Here is a 25,401-nt window from a genome sequence, read left to right as displayed (position 1 = left end):
TAGAACTCCATTGATTCAATCTACTATACTATCAGAAAAAACTGGCCGTCCTGTTTTTTTAAAGCTTGAAAATGTTCATGAGGTTGGAGCATTTAAAGTAAGGGGAGCCGCCAATAAGATACTCAGCTTGAGTGAAAAGAAAAAAACGTGGGGTTGCAACTTTTTCAACTGGAACCATGGTATTGCTGTAGCATATGTGGCAAAAAAAATAGGGATTGATGCTGTTGTATGCATTTCAAATCGAGTACCAAAAGCAAAAATAGATTCATTAAAAAGACTGGGAGCTCAAATTGAGATAGTTGGTGATAGCCAAGATGCCGCAGGAGAGCGTTGCTATGAGCTGGAAAGAGGGAAAGGATTAACGGTGATTCAATTTGATGATCCTCACGTCATGGCTGGACAAGGGACAATTGGCTTGGAATTGTTAGAGGATCTTCCTAATCTAACAGATGTAATTGTTCCCCTTTCAGGTGGTGGGCTTCTCTCCGGAATTGGCTTGGCATTAAAGTGGATTGATCGGTACTTTCCAGAATCTCTAACGGTATTTAAGAAGTGGGAGGGAAAAACCGTTCAAAATGCCGTTGGCCCCTTACAGTAACTATGCGATAATTGCCTTTTTACTGATGGTGCTGGTTGGTATTTGGTTCAATCCCAGTACCCGGATTTCCTTGGTTGTCGGGATCGTTTTCCTAGCCTTGGTCGCAGCAAGTTATTACATACTGAAAATGGATAAACGAACACCATTGGATGTTAAATCCGATGATGATATTTCCAGTTAAGAAGCCTCGTGCCATTTCAATAAAAAGATGAGTGATACGAGTTATTCTATTATAAGGATTTAGGGACATCATCTTGTTTAAGGAAATTTAATCTACGTTCATTACTCTAGCTATGCCGAGTGTGTTTCACATTAGTTAAATATAATAGACACTAATTAAAGTTGTGCATAAATTGTGGACAAAACAAAGAGAGATAAAGAGAGATCTTCATCCCTCAGGTATTTTCCCCAACTTGTGCATGGCTTTTTTTTGAGGAAGAAAAGAACAGTTATTGTAGAAAAATGCTCAATAAAGGTATGGAGTATTAACTAACTGATTCATGACTTCTATGTAAATGTTGTTGGGATATAATTTGTAAAATATGAACGGTTTATTTTGCGCATATAAGCTCTTAAAGATTTTTAAGTATAATGTTGAAGAGAAATGATTATATTGATGTAGCATGTGTTCTGGAAATCGAATGTTTGTTTTTGAACTTTAATTCACCTAATTTTATCAAATTAAAATGAATATCGATAGGAAATTACGAAAAATAAATAAGATTATATATAAAATATAAATATTTTTCAAGTATTGTGAAATTTAAAATAATCCTATATACTAAAAAAAAACTATTTTCCTATATGTAACTGGCGCAACATGGAGTACCATGGGGGAGCATATAGAGTATAAGCCGCGCGCCTGGGCAAACACTTGATTTATAGATCAAGTGTTTTTTATTTTCCTAGGAAGAGGTGTAGGTAGAGATGAGTAATATGCATAGAAAGATGGGTACTTTTGCTTTAACTATGACAGGTATTGGTTCTATTATCGGCTCTGGTTGGTTGTTCGGAGCGTGGAAAGCTGCCCAGATTGCTGGACCAGCAGCTATTTTTTCTTGGATTATCGGTATGGTTGTAATTTTATTTATTGCATTATCTTACGCAGAGCTTGGGGCAATGTTTCCTGAAGCTGGAGGAATGGTTAAGTATCCTCAATATTCGCATGGCTCTTTTATTGGATTTTTAGCTGCGTGGGCGAACTGGATATCTATCGCTTCGACTATTACAGTTGAGGCAATTGCTTCAGTACAATATATGAGTACGTGGCCTTGGGAATGGGCCAGTTGGTCTCATTCTTTAGTTGATAACAATATCTTAACGACTAAAGGATTATTCATAGCTTCTTTACTATTATTGTTCTATTTCTTCGTCAACTATTGGACAGTTAACCTTTTTGCTAAGGCAAATTCATTTATTACTATTTTTAAATTAATTGTTCCAGGTGTAATGGCAGGATCGTTATTTTTTGCTGGATTTCATGGTGAAAACTTTACAAGTTCTCAAGGTATCGCACCATATGGTTGGGCAAGCGTTTTAACAGCAGTAGCTACTTCTGGTATCGTGTTTGCGTTTAATGGATTTCAAAGTCCCGTAAATATGGCAGGCGAAGCGAAGTCGCCGAATAAGTCTATACCTATTGCTGTTATTGGGTCTATTCTAATTGCAGGTTTTATATACGTTATTTTACAAGTTGTGTTTATCGGTGCAGTTGATCCGTCTATGATCGTGAACGGATGGAGTCATCTGAATTTCAATTCACCTTTTGCTGATTTGGCAATTGCTCTTAGTCTTAACTGGTTAGCGATTGTATTGTATGTAGATGCGTTTGTATCACCGTCTGGTACAGGAGCTACTTACACAGCTACAACTTCACGTATGCTTTATGGAATGCAGAAAAATGGGTACTTACCGAATATCTTTGGTACATTACATCCACTTTATGGTGTTCCTCGTCCAGCGATGTTATTAAACTTAGGCGTATGTTTTATCTTTTTATTTTTATTCCGCGGATGGGGCGTACTTGCTGAAGTGATTTCAGTTGCTACACTTATCTCGTACATTATGGGGCCAGTTGCATTGACAACATTAAGACGTACAGCTTCTCATTTTAATCGTCCATTTCACTTAAAAGGAGCTTCTATTATTGCACCTTGTGGATTTGTTTTCGCATCGCTTACTTTATACTGGGCGCGTTGGCCATTAACAGGAGAAGTCGTTTTCATCATTGCAATTGGATTACCTATTTACTTTTATTATCAAGCTAAAAATAAGTGGAATGGATTCAAAAAACAATTTTTATCAGGTGTTTGGATGCTGCTTTACTTAGGTTGTATGATTTTCATTTCTTATATTGGAAGTGAGAAGTTCGGCGGAAAAAATATTCTTACATTTGGCTGGGATATGGTGGTCATCGCATGTATAGCACTTGGCTTCTTTTGGTGGGGAGTTAAGAGCGGGATTAAAACAGAATACATGGCTGAGGCTGAAAAAATTAACAAAGAATTTATCAATAAATAACTTTTATTGTAGACACCGCTATATGAGTAAAAAGAAAACATGGTTACTTTTGAACTGCACCTCCAATTGTTAGACATATCTAACAATTGGAGGTGCAGTTTCTTTATGGCCAAATTTACAGCACAACAGAAAATACAAGCCGTACAGATAAGGTGCGTGGTAAGGAAAGAATTGAGAGTTCTAAAAAAGTGTTGAAAGGGGGAATAATATTGCTTCAAAAGTTAAGCAATGAATTATTAATTAATCCCTATCTTAAAGCAAAAAAATTAGAAATTGATCCCAGTTTTATATCGTTATTAACCAATGAAATAAATAAAAGATTTCGTTCTGATGTAATATAATCATTAAATTTTCTAGAACTATCATAGAAATACACCCAAACCAACAGATAGTCTTTGCAAATGAAATTGTACCAGTAACCTCGTTGAAAAAAATTTATAAGGAACAAAAACAACTCAAAAAAAGTAGAGCAGCTAAAAATGCTTTGAAATAATTGGGAAATAATATTCAAAAGAAGAAGTAGAGACAATTATCTAGTTGAAAAGCCTATCAATTAGGCTTTTTAATGTGTTTTAAAATTAAAGCAGGGGTCTCAGTCATAACTAATGGTTGGCATAAGAAGCTCGATAATATATAAGAGGTGGATTTTTCTTGTCATGCAGCTGCTCGTGCGGCACCCTTGTCATAAGCAGCATGATTCTTTAACATGACAGCTAATTTATCGCCTTTTTGAAAGTCACGTTCCAAGAAAGCGTTTCCAATTGAAATAATGAATCCCCGGCTTTCTGAGTTTCTTAGTATATATTCTACTTCCGGTCCAACCAGGCGATAGATGTCCAAGATTTAGAGATTAATTGCAATTGTCCTGAAGTTTTTGCACGAAAACCAAAAGAGTAAGAACAGTAGGTTTGCTCTTCCTGTTTCTATCTTTTGTTCAGCTACAGTAACAGATTGTAGAAGAAGTTGCAACAGACATTTTCATCAATACACTATAAAAAAAGAGAAGTTGATTATCTACATAATAGTAGGTTATCAACTTCCATCTTTTCTTTAAATAGACTTTTTCACTGGTCTCAAACCGTCCCCTTGTTTTCCAAAAGGTTTTATGCCTTTATATCCCCAAAGCGTTTCTTTTATCCTTAGATCGGTCAAACATACTGAAATATATTGCTACTATACTAATGAGAATTATTACTGCTCCCGAGATAATTAAGGATGCATCTAATAATAAAATAAACCCTAAACCTGCTACAGAAGTAATAGTGGAAAGGATTGTCCATGTTGAAAATGTTTCATTCATGCTTAACCCAAAATATTCTTTAATCATCCAAAATCCTGCATCATTAACATGCGAGCAAATTGAGCTACCTGCTCCAGTTGCAAGAGTTACTAAGGCTAAATTAGCATCGTATTGAGCCATCATTGGAATAACTAATCCTGCAGTGGACATAGCTGCAACTGTGGCTGATCCTAAAGATATCCGTAATATCGCAGCAACTAACCAAGCAAGTATGATAGGTGACATTGAAGTTCCTGTAAATAATTCTGCTACATAATCCCCTACACCACCATCAATTAGTACTTGCTTGAAAGCACCCCCACCTCCAATAATTAATAGCATCATACCAATTGCTGCAATTGATGACGTACAAGAATTCATCACTTCTTTTATTGGAGTATTTCTTGCTATTCCCATTGTATAGAATGCTAGAAATAAAGATATCAACATTGCAGACGAAGGGTTTCCTATAAGACGAACAATTTCTATTAATGTATTACCTTCAAACCCTACTGATTTTTGAATCATATCAAGAATTGTAGATATAGCCATTAATAAAACGGGGAACATTGCAGTCAATACACTTATACCGAAACCTGGTGTTTCTTCAAGTTGGAATGTTTTTTGTTCGCCTAAAGAAGCTATATTACCTGTTTTGTTGAATGCATCAGGTACAACTTTTTTAGCAATCTTAGTATATAGAGGGCCTGCTAAAATGACGGTTGGTATTGCGACAATAATACCGTAAAGTAAAACTAATCCAATATCTGCACCATATTCACCAGCTATTACTGTTGGCCCTGGATGTGGGGGTAAGAAACTATGAGTTGCTAATAAGGCTGCAGCCATAGGAATACCTAGGTGCAAAATAGAAACTCTTAATTCTTTCGCAATTGAAAATACAATTGGAATTAATAAAACTAATCCTACTTCAAAAAATAGTGCTATACCCACAATAAACGAAGCAACTACAACAGCCCACTGAATTCTTTTTTCTCCAAATTTGTTAATTAAGGTCATTGCAATACGCTGGGCTCCCCCTGCATCAGCAATTAACCTACCAAGCATTGCACCAAGTCCAAATATTAAAGCAATATGACCAAGTGTACCTCCTAATCCACCTTCAATTGATGTAACAACATTTCCTAGAGGCATTCCTAGCGCTAAAGATACAATAAAAGATACAATAATTAATGAAACAAATGTATTTAATTTGAATCCAGTAATCAAAATTAGCAACAGTATAATCCCAATCGCTACTATAAGTAATGGCATAATAAACCTCCAAAAAAATAATTAAAATATTTCTATTTGCTCAACTTACTAAAATGCTGACCCTATATTTTAATTAGTAAGTAACTCTAGGATGCTTATGCTATTTTGTTTACTAGTCATAAAGTGTAGTTATTTGAAAAAACGATATATAGAAATCGCTTTCATTTGAATCTATAACAAAATTTTAACGTACACCTAAAACCCAGTCTCCTAACTATTTAATAAATTGGAAGAATAAACTATGAAGTTTAAAAAGCAAGGTCTTAAATGTGTTTTAAAGTTGTGCAATAATAGATTAATTTTGAACTAGTGTTTTTTCTTCACCTAAGGCTTTTACTCCAGCTTTTAGAACTTCAATAATTCGATCTGTATCATAGATATTTCCGCGCCAAGTTCCTCCACTTACTGATTGAAGCGCAGCCCATAAACGAGTATCATCTGGCAGACCAGGATCCGGTTTGAGGTCTGGATGAAGGTCACGTTCTTTCAAGACTTTAGTTGCTTTTTCTAAAGAAAGCCTTTCATTCTCAGTTCCAACAAAATTAACGGAACCCACTAACTGATTGCGGTCAACAATGATTTCAATTACATCTCCATCACGCAATTTTCCAATTGCTCCCCCAGCCAATGCCTCAGGTCCAATATGTCCAATACATGCGCCAGTAGAAACACCCGAAAAACGCGCATCTGTAATCAAGGAGACATGTTTTCCAAAAGACAAATGTTTTAATGCCGATGTTAGTTGATATGTTTCCTCCATCCCGGTTCCTGAAGGACCACCGCCCATAACAACCATTATATCTCCTGCTTTAATGCCTCCTGTTTTAATAGCTTTTATAGCTGCCTTTTCTGAAGTAAAGACTTTAGCTTTTCCTGTATGTCGATACACTCCGTCTTCTCCTACCACAGATGAATCAATGGAAGTTGATTTAATTACTGATCCTTCAGGAGCAATATTTCCTTTCGGGAATGTAACAGTAGAAGTTAGACCTTTTTCTTTTGCTTTGACTGGGTCCATGATAATATCATCAGGATTAATTCCATCAATTTCTAACAATTGTTTTTTCATCATTGCACGTCTTTCTGATTTTTCCCACCAATCGAGGTTTGCACCAAGGGTTTCTCCGGTAACTGTTAGTACATCTTCATGCAAGACACCTAATTTTCTTAAATGAAGCATAACCTCTGGAACCCCACCTGCTAGGAATACCTTAACGGTTGTGTGACCAACAGGACCATTTGGTAGTACATCGACTAAGCGAGGAACTTTCTTATTGATTCTAGTCCAATCTTCAACAGTGGGTATCTTACAATTAGCTGCATGAGCAATTGCTGGGATATGAAGTAATAAATTTGTTGAACCTCCGAAAGCTGCGTGAATCACCATAGCATTTTCTATCGCTTTATCCGTAATAATATCTTTGGTAGATATCTTTTTCTTCTCCAATTCTAAAGCTGCACGTGCTGATTGCTTAGCCATCTCCATCCATATTGGCTGACCTGAAGGTGCTAGTGCCGAGTGAGGTAATGCCATTCCAATGGCTTCTGCAACTACTTGGGAGGTGCCAGCTGTTCCAAGAAATTGACATCCACCTCCTGGTGTAGCACAAGCACGACATCCGAGATCGGCAGCTTCTTGTAAAGTAATTTCGTTGTTTGCGTATCTTGCCCCAATTGTTTGAATCTTTCCTGCGTCTTCTCCATTTGTAGGTGGAAGAGTAACACCTCCAGGGACAATGATAGTTGGCAAGTTGTGCATTGACGCTAGAGCTACCATCATTGCTGGAAGACCTTTATCACATGTAGCTACCCCAATAATTGCACGACGCGTAGGCAATGATCGAATTAATCTTCGATAAACTATAGCTGCATCGTTTCGAAAAGGAAGGGAATCAAACATACCGGTAGTTCCTTGAGAACGGCCATCACATGGATCACTTACGAATCCAGCAAAAGGAACCCCTCCTTGTCTACTAATCTCTTCAGCTGACGCCTTCATTAATAAACCTATTTCCCAATGGCCAGTATGATAGCCTAATGCAATTGGAGTACCATCATGATTCCTAATTCCACCTTGAGTACCGAGGATTAGAACTTGTTTTCCAAGGAGGTTTGAAGGTGCCCATCCCATTCCAACATTTTGGGATAATCCAAAAAGGTCACCACTTGGTGAATCTAGCAACATTTCTGATGTAAGTGGGAGTGAACCATCTGCCCCTTTTGAATGAGTTTGAACTTTGTAAAGAGAGACATCCTCTTCGCCAAATATCGATTGCAATGACATATGTATTCCTCCGTTAATAAGATTTTTTTATTTCAAAAAAGAAATATTTTATGTTGCTCACATAATTTTCTGTTAATTTCGACCTATATTTATAGCAATTACTATCATGCTTGCCTACTGCTAATTCAATTTTTATAATCTGAAATATTGAATATTCTTAGGAATGTTTATCTTTGTAAACTCTCTATATAAATCCCTCCTTTTGTTTTATATTATAAAACTAAGTTTATCTATATTAAACTTTTGTTGCCATTTAAAATAATCACATTTTATCTGAAAAGTCAATAAACTTTACAAAGCCAATTATAGTGTAAGATTTCATGTTATTTACAAGAAACCTCTACATTTTACTCGTATCTACGTTAGTTTTCTAAAAAGGAATCTAATTGTTTTAAAAAACAGAGGGGATAATTCTAAAAAATACTAGTTTCTATCAAGATTTCAACTCTTATAAATCTTACGTAGATAATTGTATGACTTAATAACTTCGCTTTGTAGAATGAGAATTATAAATGAATTCTTTACAATTTTTCTTTGGCCGAAAGATATCCATGTATTTAATTATGGTTCTTGACTTTTTTTAAAGACTAGTATTATATTTGAATTGTAAGAATAGTTTGTAATAGTAAAAACGGGTTTTATAATCTAAAACAAGTAGGTGAAATTCATGCCTGTTATTCAATCAGTAGATCGTGCTCTTCGTATTCTCGATTTGTTTGACGAGCATACAACAGAATTGAAAATAACAGATATAAGTAATCAGTTAGGACTTCACAAAAGCACTATTCATTCTTTATTGAAAACGCTTTTAAATCATGGCTATATCAGTCAAAATCCTGAGAATGGGAAGTATGGATTGGGAATGAAGCTCTTTGAAAGAGGAAACTATGTCATTCAGTCTTTAGACGTTAGAGATTTATCAAAAAAATACTTAATGGATTTATCGGTAAAAACCGGACAGACTGCCCACTTAGTTATACTAGACGGCAAAGAAGGAGTTTATATTGATAAGGTTGAAGGTCCTATGGCTGTTATTCGTTATTCAAAAATAGGGAAACGAATTCCACTTCACTGCTCCGCGGTTGGTAAAGCTTTAATAGCTTTTAAAGACCAGGAAGAAATTAAAAAAATTCTAAATGAATATGTCTATTTTAAACAAACTGAATTTACCATTACAGGTGAATCTGAATTTTTGCGTGAGCTTCAACAAGTTCAATCTCAAGGGTACGCAGTTGATAACCAGGAAAACGAGCCAGGTGTTCGCTGTATTGCAGCGCCTATTCGAAATCATGAGAATAAAGTTATTGCAGCTATTAGCCTTTCTACACTTATAGCTCGTATAGATGAGGCTCAGCTAGAAATTTTTATTGAACAACTGAAACAGGCAGCTTTCCAATTATCAGAACAAATGGGAAATGGGATACCAATTTCATAGAGGTGGTTCCCTTCTCTTTTGTCTATATATAGAAACTCAGTTTTATAATATAAAACAACAGGAGGCTATTTTTATGCGTATTATCCGATATTTAAATGAGCAATCAAAAACAACTCTAGCAGCTGTTACAAATGAGGGAAAAGTATACCCCCTTCCTCAAGAAGGATTGATTGAATTAATCCAACAGGCAAACGAACAAAATGTTTCTCCACTCTCTTTTGTAGAATTTACTATTTCCAAGTCAAAGCCTATTCAATACTCTGTAGAAGATTTATCGTTACTTGTTCCTATTGTAGCTGAAGAAGTATGGGCCTCCGGTGTTACATATGAGCGTAGTCGCGATGCACGTAACTATGAAGCAACAGGTGGAAAGCTTGATGCAACTACTTTCTATGACAAGATATATGAGGCTGAACGTCCAGAAATTTTCTTTAAGTCTACGGCTGCTCGTACAGTTGGTCCAGGACAGGAAGTTTATATACGTAGTGATTCTAATTGGCAAATTCCTGAGCCAGAATTGGGCCTTGTTATTAATCGATATGGTGAAATCCTTGGATATACGATTGGAAATGATATGAGTTGTCGTGACATTGAAGGAGAGAATCCTCTTTATCTACCACAAGCAAAAATGTGGAAAAATTCTTGTTCCATTGGACCGGCAATTCTCCTTGCAGAGTCCGTGGAAGATCCCTACAATTTTGACATCACATGTCGAATCTACCGCAATGACGAGCTTAAAGTAGAGGGAAAAGCGAATACTAACCAGTTAAAAAGAAAATTTGATGAATTAATATCTTTCCTCATTCGCGACAATGAAATTTTTGACGGTACTGTATTATTGACTGGTACGTGTATTATTCCATCAAATGACTTTACCTTATTAGATGGCGATCAGATTGAAATTGAAGTCTCTAATATTGGTGTCTTGAAAAATAGTGTAAAGTTACCAAATAACATTTTAGTTTGAGTAAATCAGATAGTACACTAATCATGCAGAAAAATACTCATTGAATTCTTAGAAAAACACTGGTTTAACGAGAGTTATCTAACTATTCAATAAAATTAACTACAATAAAGACTTTGGCATTCAATGTTTCAGGATTAAGCAAACTATTTCAAGGAATATGGGGGTATATAAGATGGACGTAAAAACTGACGAAAAAACGTATTTAAACTATATCAATGGTAAATGGGTAACTGCTTCTATTCAAAAGGTTGATACTAGTATCAATCCAGCCAATCGTCATGAAATCATCGGTTATGTACAACAGTCTGAAAAAGAAGATTTAGATTACGCTGTTCTTGCTGCGAAGGAAGCACAAGTTTTCTGGGGGAAGCTTTCTGGTGCTGCCCGTGGAGAGTATTTGTATAAGGTCGCAAACGCACTCGAGCAACGTATTGATGAAATTGCGGAAACGATGACTCGTGAAATGGGAAAAACTTTTCTGGAAGCAAAAGGGGAAACAGCTAGAGGTGTCGCTATCCTTCGTTATTATGCAGGAGAAGGGATGAGAAAAATAGGTGATGTGATTCCTTCATCGGATTCTGAAGCACTGATGTTCACTACTCGTGCTCCCCTTGGAGTTGTAGGTGTTATCACACCTTGGAATTTCCCAGTGGCAATCCCCATCTGGAAAATAGCACCGGCACTCATCTATGGAAATACTATTATTCTTAAACCAGCTCAAGAAGCCGCAGTAACCGCAGCCAAAGTAATAGAATGTTTTGACGAGGCAGGGCTTCCGATGGGTACTATTAATATGGTAACAGGCCCTGGGTCTGTCATTGGTCAAGCGATTACTAATCACCCGGATATTAATGGAATTACATTCACAGGATCTGATGCGGTTGGTAAATTAATTGGACTAGGAGCTCTAAAACGTGGTGCTAAATATCAGTTAGAAATGGGTGGGAAGAATCCTGTAATTGTAGCCAATGACGCCGATTTAGAAGAGGCAGTAGAAGCAACTATTAGTGGAGGCCTCCGTTCTACGGGACAGAAATGTACAGCTACAAGTCGTGTAATCGTACAAAGTGAAGTTTACGAGCAGTTCAAAAATAAACTTATTGAAAAGATAAAGGAAATAAAAATTGGGAATGGTTTAAAAGAAGATGTATGGATGGGGCCATGTGCAAGTGAGAACCAGCTTAATACAGTACTTTCTTACGTAAAGAAAGGAATAGAAGAGGGCGCAACATTGATTTATGGCGGTAAACGTATGGAGGAAGATGAATTAGTCAATGGATTCTTTATGGAACCTACTGTCTTTGAAAATGTTAGTAATAGAATGTCTATTGCCCAAGAGGAAATTTTCGGACCAGTGCTTGCCCTTATCAAAGTTGAGACTTTAGAAGAAGCAATACAAATTGCAAACGACGTGAAATTTGGACTAAGTGCATCTATTTTCACTAAAAATATTGGTCACATGCTTTCTTTTATTAATGAGATGGATGCTGGTCTCGTACGTATTAATGCTGAATCTGCTGGAGTTGAACTGCAAGCCCCATTCGGGGGAATGAAACAATCTAGCTCCCACTCTCGTGAGCAAGGAGAAGCTGCAATTGAGTTTTTCACTTCTATTAAAACCGTATTTGTAAAGTCATAAATGATTTTTTTAGAAGAATATCTTCTATATACAATACAGATATGTTCTTGCTATTAATTATGTTCTCATGAAATAAACCTGGTTAAAAAACAAACCCTCAAAAACTTATAATTGATACTTAGAAAAGTGCATAAAAGCTATAACTCTTATGCACTTTTCATAGTGGAGGTGTACCTACTTCTGGTAGTAACATCATGATAATTATGCTTTTTCAATTCTTGATCCAAAGCACTTTGAACTTTTGAAGTTTCTTGGAAATGTCTATGATGTAGACCCTATTATAGAGCTTTTAGAAGCTGGTAAGAAAGCGATTACAAATAATTTCACACACACGTGAGAAAATTTTTAATAAATTAAGTTAAGTAAAATAAAATTGAAAGCTATTTTAAACTTAAGCAACTTAATGATAAACGATCTATGAGATGTAATAATAATTTCAAATTAGTTTATGCCTTTAATTGATCGATAAGGAGGAGAAAAAATGGCTGAAAACCTAAAGATAGAAAAATTATCACCATCAGGACAAACCCCAACTGTACCAGGGGAAAATATAGGGCTCGTAGAAAAAATAGGATATGGTACTGGAGATTTAGCAAGTAACTTTATTTGGACAGCAATGACTACTTTTATAGTTTACTATTATACGGATGTTATTGGCATTGCGGCGGGTATAATAGGTTCGATTATGTTATTCTCTCGTATTTTTGACGGTGTTGCGGATGTCCTGATGGGATACATTATTGATAAGACAAAGTCTAAGCACGGGAAAGCACGTCCTTGGTTGTTATGGTTATCGATTCCGTTTGCTGTCTCAGCAGTGCTCCTATTTATGGTGCCTAATGTTAGTACAGTTTGGCAAGTTATTTATATAACTATTACATATAATGTTGTTAGTTTGGTCTATACAGGATTAAATGTCCCTTATGGAACAATGAATTCGTTAATTACGCAAGATCAATACCAAAGGTCAGTTTTGAATGTCTTTCGTATGAGTCTTGCATTAGTTGGTACACTGATCGTAAGTAATTTAACACTGCCATTGGCAAACTTTTTTGGTGGACAGCGATTTGGTTGGGTATTAACCTTTTTAATCTTTGGATTGATAGGTAGTTCTTTATTTTATCTTTGCTTTAGAACTACCAAAGAGAGAGTTAGGCCTGCAAACAAGGAACAACAAGTTAAAACTGTTCCACTCAAAGAAAGTCTTAAAACATTAGGAAAAAATAAATATTGGGCTCTTGCAACAGTCTTCATTTTACTAACATATATTTTCAATGCACTTAACTCAGGGTCGGTAATATATTACGCTGAATATATTTTAGATAATACGTTATTAGTAGGATTAGTTACGACAGCTTATACGGTTTTCATTCTTGTAGGAATGGTTATTGTTGCCCCAATTACCAAACGGTTTGGTAAAAGGAATGCTATTATTGTCGGTGAATTAATTACGATCTTGGGATATTTAGTTATGTTAATTGACGTCACTAGTGTGACCTTTATTGTGGCTGGAACAATAATTAGAGGGATAGGCAAAGCTCCGATTAACGGAAGTATGTTTGCATTGCTTGGCGATACAATTGAATATGGCGAATGGAAAACAGGTATTAGAAATGAAGGAATGGTCTATAGTGGCGGCAGTATGGGGATAAAAGTAGGTAGTGGACTTGGTGCTGCGATAATTGGTTGGGTACTAGCCTTTGGTGGTTATGTTGGTAATAGTGCAGTACAAACCGATGCAGCATTGCTTTCTATTCAAACGATATTCATTTACATCCCAATGGGTATCACCATATTGATTCTTTTCATAATGCCTTTCTATGACCTGGATAGAAAATACCCACAAATCATTTCGGATTTAAAAGCACGAAATGCCTAATATCAATTTGAAATTATAGATAATTCCAAAATAATTTGGTTAGGGCCTAGAACCTTAGAAATCTTTTAGATGCCATTTAAAGCTGATTTGTATGAACTCTAGGTCCTACCTAGGAGAGGGGAAAATAATTAATGAGTAAAATAATAAATCCAGTACTCCCAGGCTTCCATCCAGATCCATCCATTATAAGGGTAGATGATGATTATTACATTGCCGTCTCCACGTTTGAATGGTTTCCGGGGGTTCAAATCTATCATTCAAAGGATATGGTAAACTGGAGACTGCTTACCTATCCGCTGACACGCGAATCCCAATTAAACATGATTGGAAATATGAACTCTGGCGGCGTTTGGGCACCTTGTTTAAACTATTCCGATGGACTCTTTTATTTAATTTATACGGACGTAAAAAGTAGAATGGGGGCCTTCAAAGATACACACAACTACATGGTAACCGCTGAAAATATCGAAGGTCCATGGTCCGAACCAATATACTTAAATAGTAGTGGTTTTGATCCATCTTTATTTCATGAAGAAGATGGTACAAAGTGGTTAGTAAATATGATTTGGGATCATCGTAAAGGGACCAATTCTTTTGCAGGAATTGCGCTTCAACAATATTCTGTTGAAGAAAAAAAACTCGTAGGCCCAGTTAAAAATATTTTTAAAGGTTCAAGCATAGGGTTAACCGAGGCACCTCATATTTATAAAAGAAATGGTTACTATTATTTAATTACTGCGGAAGGTGGCACATGGTATACACATACTGTGACTGTCGCCAGATCTAGATCCTTATTTGGTCCGTATCAACTAGATCCTAAGAACCCGATACTGACATCGAATCAGGATGAATTGGATCAATTACAAAAGGGTGGGCATGGTAGTTTAGTAGAAACACAAAATGGTGAATGGTATATGGCTCATTTATGTGGACGGCCGGTTGTTGATAAAAAATGTATATTAGGCCGTGAAACGGCGATTCAAAAATGCTATTGGACGGATGATGATTGGATTAGAGTAGAAGGTGGTCCATACCCGCAATTGGTAGTAGAGGCACCAGATTTACCAGCCCATCCATTCGAACAGGAAAGTAATTATGATGACTTTAATGGGAATACGTTAAAAAAATACTGGAATTCATTGAGGAGAGCATTTTCAGAAGATTGGGTATCCCTTATCGAACGTCCTGATTATTTACGGTTAAAAGGTGGCGAATCGATGCAATCGATGCATCACCAAAGCCTTTTAGCGCGAAGATTAGAAAGTTTTTATATTGAGGCTGAAACAGCTGTAGAATTTAAACCTGAAAATTTTCAACAAATGGCTGGCCTGATCGTTTATTATGACACCGATGATTATGTATATCTTCGTGTTACAGACCATGAGCAATATGGTAAGTGCTTAGGAATTATTGAAACAAAGCATGGAAACTATGATGAATTGTTAAAAGAGGATATTCCGCTAACTGCTAATTCAACAACATTAAAAGCAAGGATTGAAAATGAATGGCTACAGTTTTCTTTTGCTGATGGACAAGGAGAATGGCAGTCGATTGGACCAAAGATAGACATCAGTCATCTTTCGGATGATGATGCAGACTATATTCGTTTTACTGGTACATTTGTCGGAGTTTGTGTTCAAGATTTGAGTGGTCAGGCATTAAATGCTGATTTTGAGTATTTTGATTATAAAGAGTATAGAAATGTAGAGGACTATGCAAAAGCGAGAAGCTCTTTAGAAGTTTAAGTTAACTTCCCTATTCTAATTGTGGACACTAGTGTTGCATTAATTAAATTGATTATTATAAATACTCAAAATTTTCATTTTTATCATTTTGTGTAAAGAAAAAGGGTTCTTGTGCAAATATGACCTGTTAGAAACATAGAATCAGATGAGCTATTTGTTCAGACTAGTGATGAAGAGAAAACGATGTTCGCTTTGGAGGAATTAAAAAAGATGTATCCCATGCTTACCATAAGTAGTTTTAAAACAACTATAGAAGAGGCCGATAGGATGTTTCATCAGCGTTGGGGACTGTTTACTGGGTTGCTTTTAACATTAAAAAGAAAGAATTTTTAGAAAACTATTGACATTTTCAAGCGAAATAAATATAGTAAACCTATAAACTTTATTGGAATTAAATTATGTTGGCTTACTGGAAAACCGGAGGCTCCTAAATTCACCGAATGGTGAAAGTGGGGGTCTATTTTGTTTACTAAGGAGGGGAATATCCGATCAAGTTTTATACATATCGGTCCAATAGAATGGGATGTAAGATGTAATCAATCTTTAAGTGGACCTTCATTTAGACTCTGATATCATAATCGAATAGTATGGCTAACTAGACTACTGGAGGCCTTCGTTTAATTGAAAAATTAATCGAGGGTCTTTTGTGTTTAAGAGCCTCATTAACAAAGGAGATTAAAAAATGAAAATGACTCGACAGGCCTTATTTTTAGCATGGATTGGTGCATTGCTTGTACTGGCTGGATGCTCCGCAGGGAAGGCCGTAGAAAAAAATAAAGATGGGTATGAAAAAGTGGAACTGAAGTATCAAGGGTATGCAGGAGTAGTTACATATCCTGAACTGGCTGAAGATTTAGGGTATTTAGGTCCCATTAAGTTGAATTGGGTAGGAAATGTGAATGGCGGACCGCAGGATATTCAAACGGCTGCGACGGGTCAAACGGATTTCGGTGGAGCCTTTAATGGGGCCATCATCAAATTAAAATCAAGCGGAGCACCGATTAAAGCGGTCCTTGGCTATTATGGTAGTGATGAAGAAACCTTTGTTGGGTATTACACATTAGAAGGCAGCTCGATAAAAGATGCACGTGATTTAATCGGTAAAAAAATTGGAGTGAATACGCTTGGTGCGCATTTTGAATTGGTTTTAAAAGAATATTTGAAACAAAATGGCCTTACGGATGATGAAATCAAACAGGTTACTTTAGTGGTGGTGCCCCCAGGTAATGCTGAACAAACATTACGGCAAAAGCAAATCGATGTCGTGGCTTTAAATGGGGCGGCACGTGATAGGGCGCTGGATAATGGTGGCCTTAGTAAAGTATTTAGTGATTATGATCTATTTGGAACCTTTACTGCAGGCAGTATTGTCTTTACAGAAAAATTCATAAAGGAAAACCCAAATACGGTGAAAAAGTTTGTAGAGGGAACTGCAAAGGCGATTGAATGGTCACGAATAACTCCTCGTGAAGAAGTGATCGCCCGTTTTGAATCGATTATTGAGAAACGAGATCGAAAAGAAGATTCAGAAACCGTTCAATACTGGAAAAGTCCGGGTGTCGCAGCAAAAGGTGGCTATATTAAAGAATCAGAATTCCAAGTTTGGGCGGATTGGCTTGCAGAAAACGGGGAGATCAAAAAGGACCAAGTGAAGTTGGATGACTTATATACAAATGAGTTTAATCCATTTACGAAAGAGTTTGAGACTAAATGAACGGGGTGTGGATATGGCAGATAAAATTCGATTTGATTCAGTAACAAAGGTGTTTACTGTACGAGATACCGAAAAGGGAAAAGGCTCCAAGAAGGAGTTCACGGCAGTAAAGGACTTGAACTTCTCTGTGAAAGATGGTGAATTTTTAACACTGGTCGGTCCAAGTGGCTGCGGTAAATCCACTTTGTTAGATTTACTCGGGGGATTAACGAAACCAACTACCGGTAGGATTCTTCTTGATGGAAAGGAAATTACGGGTCCTGGATTAGACCGCGGAATTGTATTTCAGCAGTATGCTTTGTTTCCATGGAAGACAGCGCGAGGCAATGTCGAGTTTGGTTTAGAAGCAAAGAGAGTCTCGAAAAAAGAACGGAATGAACTGACTCAATATTTCTTATCTTTAGTTGGTTTAGAGGGGTTTGAAGATCGTTTTCCTCATGAATTGTCAGGAGGCATGAAGCAACGCGTTGCTATTGCTAGGAGTCTAGCTTTTAACCCTGATGTACTGCTCATGGATGAACCGTTTGCGGCGTTGGATGCACAGACAAGGGAAACCTTGCAGAGTGAATTATTACGGATTTGGGATAAGACCAAGAAAACGATTATCTTCATTACGCATGGCATAGATGAGGCTGTGTACTTAGGCCAGCGTGTGGCGGTGATGTCCACAAATCCTGGGACGGTGAAGTATATGGTCGATATCCCTTTGGATTCACGATTAAACGAAGTAGACATTCGATCACATGCAGAGTTTGTAAAAGCGCGACATCATATCTGGAGCCTTCTTCACGAAAAGGTCTATCAAGCGGCTTCCATTTAGTCTTTTAAAAAAAGGAGTGGTTCATAAATGTCTAGTTTAGAAAAAGCTATAGCTGTACCTATTGAAAGAAAGCGGCATACCCCCTTTTCCTTTACCTGGCTGCAAAAACTTGTGAAGCAGACAGCCGTGATCGTCCTGTTACTATTGATTTGGGAGATTGCACCGCGAATTGGATTGGTTGATACAGTATTCTTCCCACCTTTTTCATCAGTGGTAGTAGGATGGTGGGGATTGGTGACATCAGGAGAGTTATTTGCCCATTTTAAAGCAAGCTTTGTGCGTTCGTTCATTGGGTTTGGATTGGCCTTATTGATTGCTATCCCTTTAGGACTAATCATTGGGTGGTTTCCTTTAGCAAAAGATCTATTAAATCCAGTATTGGAGTTATTCCGAAATACGGCCGCGTTGGCGTTATTGCCTGTTTTTATTTTACTGCTGGGTATCGGTGAAATATCCAAAATAGCGATTGTTTTGTTCGCCTGTACGTTTCCTGTTCTTTTAAATACCATCAATGCGGTTCAAAATGTGGACCCGTTGCTCATTAAATCAGCCAAATCGATGGGATTACCTTCTCATAAACTATTCTATAAGGTCATTTTGCCGGCTTCTATACCGACTATTTTTACCGGAATACGTATGGCGGGGACGGCGTCGATTCTCGTGTTAATTGCAGCTGAAATGGTAGGAGCCAAGGAAGGCTTAGGCTATTTAATCAATTATGCGCAAATGAATTTTCAAATCCCTGAAATGTATGCCGGTATTATAACGATTTCTTTACTTGGATTGTTATTGAACTATGCTTTGGTTTCTCTGGAAAAACGATTCTCTGCTTGGAAAACCAATCAATAATAAAAGAAAGAAGGGATAGTGTATGGCCAACGATAAACGCGAAATGAAGTTAGGTGCCTTTTTCATGATTCCAGGTCATCACGTGGCAGCTTGGCGTCTTCCAGAAGCAGAAGTAAAGGATATTATGAACTTTGATTATATAAAAAAATTAGCCCAAACGGCAGAGCGCGGAAAATTCGACTTACTTTTCCTTGCCGATCATGTTTCACTAAGCACTCTGGATGAAAAAGTATTAACACAAACCGTAAATACACGTTTTGAACCGTTTACTCTGTTATCGGCACTTTCAGCGGTAACAAAGAATATTGGGCTAGTTGGTACAGTATCGACAACGTATAACGAACCTTACCATGTAGCGCGTAAGTTTGCGTCTTTGGACCACTTAAGCAATGGGCGAGCAGGTTGGAATGTCGTCACTTCGGGCTCTGACTCAGAAGCACGCAACTTTAATTTAGACGCACATCCCCTTCATGAAAAGCGCTATGAGCGTGCCGAGGAGTTTGTCAACGTTGCTCAAAAGCTTTGGGATAGTTGGGAAGATGAGGCGTTGGTCATGGATAAGGAATCTGCGCAATTTGCAGATGGTTCAAAAATCCATACGATCAATCATAAAGGGGAATGGTTCTCCGTTGCAGGTCCCTTAAATATTTCCCGTCCGGTCCAAGGGCATCCCGTTGTGGTTCAAGCGGGCTCTTCCGAAGCTGGTAAAGAGCTTGCGGCGCGAACGGCGGAAGTGATTTTCACAGCGTGGCAAACCTTAGAAGAAGCGCAAGCATTTTATGCGGATGTGAAAGGACGAATGGCGAAATATGGCCGTTCCCCTGAGGAACTGAAAATAATGCCTGGAGTATTTCCAGTCATCGGGAATACAGAAGAGGAAGCAAATGAGAAGAAACAAAGGTTGGTCGATTTGATCCCAGAAGAAGCCGGAGTGTCTCTTTTATCGAAGATGATTAATGTGGATTTGAATGGGTGCTCATTGGATGGTCCTTTGCCTGAACTACCTGAGCTAGAAGAAATCAATGGAACAAAAAGCCGCTTTCAGTTATTGAAAGATATAGCAGACCGTGAAGGCTATACAATCCGGCAATTATACCAACATATTGCAGGTGCACGAGGTCATCGTGAAATTAAAGGAACACCCGTACAAATTGCTGATCAATTACAAGAGTGGTTTGAAAAAGGTGCGGCAGATGGTTTTAATATCATGCCTCCCTATTTACCAGGAGGGCTAGATGACTTTGTTGATCAAGTCATTCCTGAACTACAAAAACGGAATGTATTCAAGACTGAATATTCAGGTAGTACGTTACGTGAAAACTTAGGATTGCAACGTCCTCATAATACCTTAATTGAAAAGGTAGAGGGCACTCATATATAAGTTTTTAAAATAGAACAACAGAGAGAAGGAGATTAGATGAGTACGAATAAAAAAGAAATGAAGTTAGGTGCTTTTTTCATGATTCCTGGACACCATGTGGCTGCTTGGCGTCATCCAGAGGCAGAAACGCATAATATATTGAATTTCGATTTTCTTAAAAGGCTGGCTCAAACAGCAGAGCGAGGAAAATTCGATATGCTGTTTGTTGCGGATATCAATGCGTTTCAACATAACGGTTCTAAAAACGTTCAAAGGTCGGGAATTTATTTTGAACCGTTTACTCTGTTATCGGCTCTTTCAGCGGTAACTGAAAAAATCGGGCTTGTTGGCACGGTGTCCACTACGTATAACGAACCATACCATGTAGCGCGAAAGTTTGCTTCTTTAGATCATTTAAGCAATGGTCGTGCAGGTTGGAATGTAGTAACATCTAATACGGATGCAGAAGCAAAGAACTTTAATTCGGATCAGCATCTTCTACATGAAAGGCGCTATGAACGAGCCGGAGAATTTGTAGATGTCGTCCAAAAGCTTTGGGATAGCTGGGAAGATGAGGCATTGGTCATGGATAAGGAATCTGCGCAATTTGCTGATGGCTCGAAAATCCATTCTATCAATTATAAGGGCGAATGGTTCTCTGTAGATGGCCCCTTGAATATTTCCCGTCCAGTCCAAGGGCATCCCGTTGTGGTTCAAGCCGGCTCTTCTGAAGCAGGGAAAGAGCTTGCGGCACGTACGGCAGAAGTGATTTTCACAGCGTGGCAAACAATCGAAGAAGCGCAAGCATTCTATGCGGATGTGAAAGGAAGAATGGCGAAATATGGCCGCTCGCCTGATGAACTGAAAATAATGCCGGGTGTATTCCCAATCATTGGTGCAACAGAAGAAGAAGCGGAAGAGAAAAAGCAATTATTTGAAGAACTTATTCCAGAGGAAGCTGGTGTTGCTCTTTTATCGGCGATGATCAGTGTGGATTTAAGCAGGTATCCCGTTGATGGTCCACTGCCTGACCTTCCGGAACTAGAGCAAATCAATGGAGGGAAAAGCCGTTTTACATTATTGAAGGACCTTGCTGAACGTGAAAATCTAACCATTCGCCAGTTATATCAGAAAACAGCTGGAGCAAGAGGCCATCGCGAAATCAAAGGAACACCGGAACAAATCGCAGATCAACTGCAAGAATGGTTTGAAAATGGAGCAGCGGACGGTTTCAACATCATGCCTCCCTATTTACCAGGCGGTCTTGAAGACTTCGTCGATCAAGTCATCCCTGAATTACAAAAACGCGGCTTGTTCCGTACCGAATACACAGAAGATACATTACGCGGGAATTTAGGACTGAATCGGCCAGCCAATACGTTGGTCAATACGATTAAAGAAACAGTGTAACAAGTAAGACCGGGCGTTTTCTGCTCGGTTTTTGTTTTAGTTCATTTTTGTTAATAAAACGGTGATTTGTTTATATCATTTTTGGGAAACTGTGCCAAAACAAGAAAAATACGAGGATATCACAGTAATGGATGTACAATTCGTTCAATCAAAATTACAGATCATCACTCAAAATGATGTAATTTCGAACAATGAAAAAATACGGATGAAATCCATCTCTATACCATTGATTTAGCCGGTAAAAAAATAATCAGCGATGAAACGCTTTTATCCGAAACGTTTGATTCATCCAACGAAGGGCATTTCGCCATGCCGTCAAAGGTTGATGAAGGGAAAGCCAATAACGTGTTAGTACTGGCGTTAGTGAAAGGCAGTTACATTGAAGAAGAAGGATTCAAGGAAAAAAAGGGTGAAAGCTCTCTGTTCGCTTTAGAGTTGAGGGTCGAGGATTTACTGGTGATTTTGTTCATAGGCTTTCTGAAGAGGATTAAAGAAAAGGGAAACTCAAGCCAAGCCATGAAGGCCATTTTATTGAAATTTGAGGATTACTTTTGATAGGCGGTCAAAAAATTAAGGCACAGAAAGGATATTTCACAACTAACCTTTTATTATAAAGATCTTTTGCACTGAGGTTCAAGAGTAATGAAATCCTTGCGATTAAGCGAGTATTTGTAACGCTACTACTTCTGAATTCATTTGTAAGGACCTCTTTCGGTTTTCACGTAGTAAATAGGGTGCAATTGAATTTGAACATCGAAGGGATATAAGTTTTGATGGGGATATTTTTGAATCATTACAAGAGCGGGCTCTAAACGGGTTTGCTCTTTTTGTGTTATTGAAATAATGTTGTCCGCGGTCTGTACGGGATGTCTTTATGCTATTTAGCGATGTGCTACATCCAGGTGAGGCGTATAAAATTTGGAGGCAAGAGTAAGCTAACATACGTATATAAGCTGCCGCGGGAGGTGAATAAGTATGAGTAATGATGCAAGAGGTTCTAAAAAAAATAAACCAAATGATGCAAACCATGTGAATGCTGAGACGAAAGCCAATCAAAGACGAATTTCAGAAAAGAATAACCAAGAGAATAATGATAAGAAAGAATAATGAGAAGGTTCAATAGGGACTGATTTTTTTTGATTTCACTATAAATTTCTTCTCATATTAACAAATAAAGAATATGGAACAAATTTCACTAGAGAACTGATATATCGACATCAGTTCTCTTTATTGATCTATCACTCGAAAAAGAAGGTCATATTCAAGATCATGCACCTTGTTAGAATATATAATATTAAAAGTGATCTCTATAAATATAAGATAGTTTCCTTTTGTCCTAGAGTTACTGCCTAATTGAAACCATCTTTTACATAAGCTCTAGATTTATGATGAGGAAGAGAGTGTGGCAAATTATATTATTAATCTTTGCGTGAAATATCTATTTTACGTATCATAAGGGGACCTAGAGGGCTTACCGTTTTGATAAAGGAATAGATGAAAAACAGAGTACTCAGCCCTAACAACCTGTAACTTTTAGAGATATTTTGCACTTTTTTATACTTATTTTGCTTGGATAAAAAATAAAGGATTACACAAATTAGTCCTGACTAATTTGTGTAATCCTTTTACATCTTTTCAATAAACACGCCTTATATTCAGTAGCAGTGACAAGGGTTTGATAGAATGCACCTTTTATCCTTGTGTATCTACATTCTGCGTACAAAATAATAATGCTAAAAGGAATTCCAATCACGCAGTTATAATGCGTTAGTAGCTTATACCACGATTGTTTTCACACGTTATGAGTGCTCGAGAAGAGGCGGATCCAAAAACAATTGGTCAACTCTTCTATTTGTGTTGCGATGAAAATGGAAGATATTTGTTTCGCTCAAGCTCTTATAAGGACTTTTTTCTAAATCGGCAATGCCCCGGTTAATGTATAAACAACTAGGTATATAAGTAGAATGGGCCAAGCATAAATTACATACTTTTTTTGAAAGTCTATAAAGTTTGTCTCCGTAGAATCAACTAACATATATAGAGCTGGAATAACTGGTGAAATTAGACGGAATGCCTGTCCCACCATGGAAGCTACAGCTGCTTCGCTAGCAGAAATTCCATATTGACCCATAACATCTGACATAACGCCGGCAATCCCAAAGTAGAAAGCATCTTGCGGTAAAAATGTAATTGCAGGTGCTGCAATTAACGCGTAGATTGGTGCCATATTTGAACCTAATGATTCTGGGATCATAGCTGTAATAGATGTTGCTAAAGCTGTTGACATCCCACTACCTGTTAAAACGCCAGAGAAAACCCCGGCAGCCAAAGTTGCCAAAGCTGGTGCTAAAGCATCTGCTGCCAAGTCATCAATTCGTTCATTTATAAGACTTGTTGACTTATAGTTTACCGTAAGGGCAATTGCTGCACCTATACCAAATAAAACACCGCCATGTGCAACATCCATCACAAGCATAACTAAAATAGCAAGCGTTAAAATCAAATTAAAAGCATATAGTTTAGGTCTCTTCAATTCAGGATCTTTTAGACGAATAGCGTTTAACATACTTTCCAATTGCTCTGGAGAAATATCTTTAGCAGTCTTAGGATCAAAGTTTAAGCGTTTTCTTTCTTTTATTCCGATAAAATAAGCCATAAAAATTGCAAATACTTCAGCAACTAGCATTCCTGGCAATAAATCTGCAAACAGTTCGCTAATACTTACACCCATTGCTGTGCTTGCAGCAATTGTTGGGCCTCCCCATGGTAATTGATTAAAAATTCCAATAGGGGTAACAATAATTACTGCTAAATAAATTAGCTTAATATTCATTTGTTTATAAAGTTGAAGGAAAGCAGCAACACAAATAATAATTGTTGTAGTAGTATCACCATTCATAGTGACTACTGTCGCAGTTAAAACTGTTGCCATTGTAACCTTCAATGGGTCCCCTTTTGCTTTTTTAATAAAGAATTCGCATAAAGGGTCAAACAAACCGACATTAAGCATTAAACCAAAATACAACACAGCAAATAAGATAACAATAGCAGGTGAAATAACCCCAGTAGAAACCTTTCCTGTTTCTTCATCTACACTAAATAAAATACCTTCTTTAATCCATTCAAAGAGATCCAAAAAGGAAGCACCCGTTACAAAGGTTGCAATTGCTCCAAAAACAAATGGAATAATTGTTAATGCACCGAAAACAGATAATTTATTTTTTGAGAGAAGTACAATGAATACAATGATCATTAATAATGCTAGGAATGTTAACATACAAACCAGCTCCCGTATAAAGTATGAACTTAAGTTATTTGTAATTTTAAATAGTTACTACGCTATTAAGCTATGAATATATTTATCTTTTATCCAGAACCTTATCAGAAGGGCCAACTAAGGAGGTTCTAGGTTCTTTTTCATTTACTTGATGAAACTAACTTGTTAGCAATGGAAGCGTATACAAAAATGTTCATCCCTTATGATAATACGAAAAAAACAAATCGTGTGATGTAGGAGAATACATTGGTAGGGCAATGTTGCTAAAACGTTCTCTTTTTACCTATACCTCCATTTCATTAATTTTTGTGTGACAGGTCTTTTTTTCTAAAATCCAAGTTATCTAGCTT

Annotated in this window: 18 protein-coding genes, 2 pseudogenes and 1 riboswitch; of the genes and pseudogenes, 17 read left to right on the top strand and 3 right to left on the bottom strand. The window is 37.3% G+C overall.

The window, feature by feature from the left end; translation table 11 throughout:
* The first annotated feature begins 10 nt into the window (after positions 1-10).
* The 4 genes and pseudogenes from BS1321_RS02590 to sda all read left to right on the top strand — a co-directional run bounded on the left by BS1321_RS02590 (position 11) and on the right by sda (position 3,459).
* On the top strand, positions 11-598 hold the full coding sequence (locus BS1321_RS02590; protein ID WP_411836524.1) for a threonine ammonia-lyase: 588 nt from the start codon (positions 11-13) through the stop codon (positions 596-598).
* A pseudogene (locus tag BS1321_RS02585) lies at positions 558-779 on the top strand (amino acid permease); the annotation flags it as partial. The gene BS1321_RS02590 and the pseudogene BS1321_RS02585, both read left to right, overlap by 41 nt.
* A gap of 615 nt (positions 780-1,394) precedes the next feature.
* Positions 1,395-1,473, top strand: a riboswitch (ZMP/ZTP riboswitch).
* A 52-nt stretch (positions 1,474-1,525) separates the two neighbouring features.
* The gene (locus BS1321_RS02580; protein WP_063235437.1) at positions 1,526-3,118 is read left to right on the top strand and encodes a glutamate/serine transporter AimA; all 1,593 of its coding nucleotides are present in this window, start codon (positions 1,526-1,528) and stop codon (positions 3,116-3,118) included.
* A gap of 209 nt (positions 3,119-3,327) precedes the next feature.
* Positions 3,328-3,459 carry a sporulation histidine kinase inhibitor Sda gene (sda, locus tag BS1321_RS27300; RefSeq protein ID WP_144477046.1) on the top strand — a complete coding sequence of 44 codons (132 nt, stop codon included), beginning with the start codon at positions 3,328-3,330 and terminating at the stop codon, positions 3,457-3,459.
* Between the two features lie 770 nt (positions 3,460-4,229).
* On the opposite strand, the gene BS1321_RS02565 is transcribed toward sda, so the two are convergent.
* On the bottom strand, positions 4,230-5,672 hold the full coding sequence (locus BS1321_RS02565) for a GntP family permease (protein WP_063235439.1): 1,443 nt from the start codon (positions 5,670-5,672) through the stop codon (positions 4,230-4,232).
* 295 nt (positions 5,673-5,967) lie between these two features.
* Complete coding sequence (locus BS1321_RS02560; RefSeq protein ID WP_063235440.1) at positions 5,968-7,956, bottom strand: YjhG/YagF family D-xylonate dehydratase; 1,989 nt, start codon at positions 7,954-7,956, stop codon at positions 5,968-5,970.
* Between the two features lie 667 nt (positions 7,957-8,623).
* On the opposite strand from BS1321_RS02560, the gene BS1321_RS02555 reads away from it, so the two are divergent.
* The 13 genes and pseudogenes from BS1321_RS02555 to BS1321_RS28675 form a co-directional block, all read left to right on the top strand.
* Entirely contained in the window at positions 8,624-9,391 is a 768-nt protein-coding gene (locus BS1321_RS02555; protein ID WP_063235441.1) for an IclR family transcriptional regulator, read from the top strand.
* Positions 9,392-9,464: 73 nt separating this feature from the next.
* Complete coding sequence (locus BS1321_RS02550; RefSeq protein WP_063235443.1) at positions 9,465-10,358, top strand: fumarylacetoacetate hydrolase family protein; 894 nt, start codon at positions 9,465-9,467, stop codon at positions 10,356-10,358.
* Positions 10,359-10,530: 172 nt separating this feature from the next.
* Positions 10,531-11,997, top strand: a complete 1,467-nt coding sequence (gene gucD / locus BS1321_RS02545) for an alpha-ketoglutaric semialdehyde dehydrogenase GucD (RefSeq protein WP_063235444.1) — start codon at positions 10,531-10,533, stop codon at positions 11,995-11,997.
* A 481-nt stretch (positions 11,998-12,478) separates the two neighbouring features.
* Positions 12,479-13,876, top strand: coding sequence for an MFS transporter (locus BS1321_RS02540; protein WP_081113052.1), 1,398 nt, complete (start codon positions 12,479-12,481; stop codon positions 13,874-13,876).
* Between the two features lie 131 nt (positions 13,877-14,007).
* Positions 14,008-15,621 (top strand): glycoside hydrolase family 43 protein, encoded by a 1,614-nt coding sequence (locus BS1321_RS02535; protein WP_063235445.1) that lies wholly within the window; start codon positions 14,008-14,010, stop codon positions 15,619-15,621.
* Positions 15,622-16,303: 682 nt separating this feature from the next.
* A complete protein-coding gene (locus tag BS1321_RS02530; protein ID WP_063235446.1) occupies positions 16,304-17,335 on the top strand; it encodes an ABC transporter substrate-binding protein in 1,032 nt (343 codons plus the stop codon).
* A gap of 13 nt (positions 17,336-17,348) precedes the next feature.
* Positions 17,349-18,155 carry an ABC transporter ATP-binding protein gene (locus tag BS1321_RS02525; protein WP_063235448.1) on the top strand — a complete coding sequence of 269 codons (807 nt, stop codon included), beginning with the start codon at positions 17,349-17,351 and terminating at the stop codon, positions 18,153-18,155.
* A 27-nt stretch (positions 18,156-18,182) separates the two neighbouring features.
* On the top strand, positions 18,183-19,004 hold the full coding sequence (locus BS1321_RS02520) for an ABC transporter permease (protein WP_063235449.1): 822 nt from the start codon (positions 18,183-18,185) through the stop codon (positions 19,002-19,004).
* 22 nt (positions 19,005-19,026) lie between these two features.
* The gene (locus BS1321_RS02515; protein ID WP_063235450.1) at positions 19,027-20,385 is read left to right on the top strand and encodes an LLM class flavin-dependent oxidoreductase; all 1,359 of its coding nucleotides are present in this window, start codon (positions 19,027-19,029) and stop codon (positions 20,383-20,385) included.
* 36 nt (positions 20,386-20,421) lie between these two features.
* A complete protein-coding gene (locus BS1321_RS02510) occupies positions 20,422-21,774 on the top strand; it encodes an LLM class flavin-dependent oxidoreductase (RefSeq protein WP_063235451.1) in 1,353 nt (450 codons plus the stop codon).
* A gap of 309 nt (positions 21,775-22,083) precedes the next feature.
* Positions 22,084-22,329: a hypothetical protein gene (locus BS1321_RS02505; protein ID WP_063235453.1), complete on the top strand. Its 246-nt coding sequence runs from the start codon at positions 22,084-22,086 to the stop codon at positions 22,327-22,329.
* 420 nt (positions 22,330-22,749) lie between these two features.
* On the top strand, positions 22,750-22,881 hold the full coding sequence (locus BS1321_RS28465; protein ID WP_094246567.1) for a hypothetical protein: 132 nt from the start codon (positions 22,750-22,752) through the stop codon (positions 22,879-22,881).
* 630 nt (positions 22,882-23,511) lie between these two features.
* Positions 23,512-23,675 (top strand): annotated as a pseudogene (locus BS1321_RS28675) (IS4 family transposase); the annotation flags it as partial.
* Between the two features lie 11 nt (positions 23,676-23,686).
* On the opposite strand, the gene BS1321_RS02495 reads toward BS1321_RS28675, so the two are convergent.
* Complete coding sequence (locus BS1321_RS02495) at positions 23,687-25,051, bottom strand: citrate:proton symporter (RefSeq protein WP_063235454.1); 1,365 nt, start codon at positions 25,049-25,051, stop codon at positions 23,687-23,689.
* Positions 25,052-25,401: the final 350 nt, after the last annotated feature.

It is taken from the genome of Peribacillus simplex NBRC 15720 = DSM 1321, assembly GCF_002243645.1.
Lineage (GTDB): Bacteria > Bacillota > Bacilli > Bacillales > DSM-1321 > Peribacillus > Peribacillus simplex.
Note: the sequence above shows the minus strand (reverse complement) of the source record. Positions and strands in the feature narration are given on the sequence as shown.

Coding starts and splice junctions, on each gene's coding strand:
- BS1321_RS02580 (WP_063235437.1), top strand. CDS start 1,526: ATGAGTAATATGCATAGAAAGATGGGTACTTTTGCTTTAACTATGACA.
- BS1321_RS02565 (WP_063235439.1), bottom strand. CDS start 5,672: ATGCCATTACTTATAGTAGCGATTGGGATTATACTGTTGCTAATTTTG.
- BS1321_RS02560 (WP_063235440.1), bottom strand. CDS start 7,956: ATGTCATTGCAATCGATATTTGGCGAAGAGGATGTCTCTCTTTACAAA.
- BS1321_RS02555 (WP_063235441.1), top strand. CDS start 8,624: ATGCCTGTTATTCAATCAGTAGATCGTGCTCTTCGTATTCTCGATTTG.
- BS1321_RS02550 (WP_063235443.1), top strand. CDS start 9,465: ATGCGTATTATCCGATATTTAAATGAGCAATCAAAAACAACTCTAGCA.
- gucD (WP_063235444.1), top strand. CDS start 10,531: ATGGACGTAAAAACTGACGAAAAAACGTATTTAAACTATATCAATGGT.
- BS1321_RS02540 (WP_081113052.1), top strand. CDS start 12,479: ATGGCTGAAAACCTAAAGATAGAAAAATTATCACCATCAGGACAAACC.
- BS1321_RS02535 (WP_063235445.1), top strand. CDS start 14,008: ATGAGTAAAATAATAAATCCAGTACTCCCAGGCTTCCATCCAGATCCA.
- BS1321_RS02530 (WP_063235446.1), top strand. CDS start 16,304: ATGAAAATGACTCGACAGGCCTTATTTTTAGCATGGATTGGTGCATTG.
- BS1321_RS02525 (WP_063235448.1), top strand. CDS start 17,349: ATGGCAGATAAAATTCGATTTGATTCAGTAACAAAGGTGTTTACTGTA.
- BS1321_RS02520 (WP_063235449.1), top strand. CDS start 18,183: ATGTCTAGTTTAGAAAAAGCTATAGCTGTACCTATTGAAAGAAAGCGG.
- BS1321_RS02515 (WP_063235450.1), top strand. CDS start 19,027: ATGGCCAACGATAAACGCGAAATGAAGTTAGGTGCCTTTTTCATGATT.
- BS1321_RS02510 (WP_063235451.1), top strand. CDS start 20,422: ATGAGTACGAATAAAAAAGAAATGAAGTTAGGTGCTTTTTTCATGATT.
- BS1321_RS02505 (WP_063235453.1), top strand. CDS start 22,084: ATGCCGTCAAAGGTTGATGAAGGGAAAGCCAATAACGTGTTAGTACTG.
- BS1321_RS28465 (WP_094246567.1), top strand. CDS start 22,750: ATGAGTAATGATGCAAGAGGTTCTAAAAAAAATAAACCAAATGATGCA.
- BS1321_RS02495 (WP_063235454.1), bottom strand. CDS start 25,051: ATGTTAACATTCCTAGCATTATTAATGATCATTGTATTCATTGTACTT.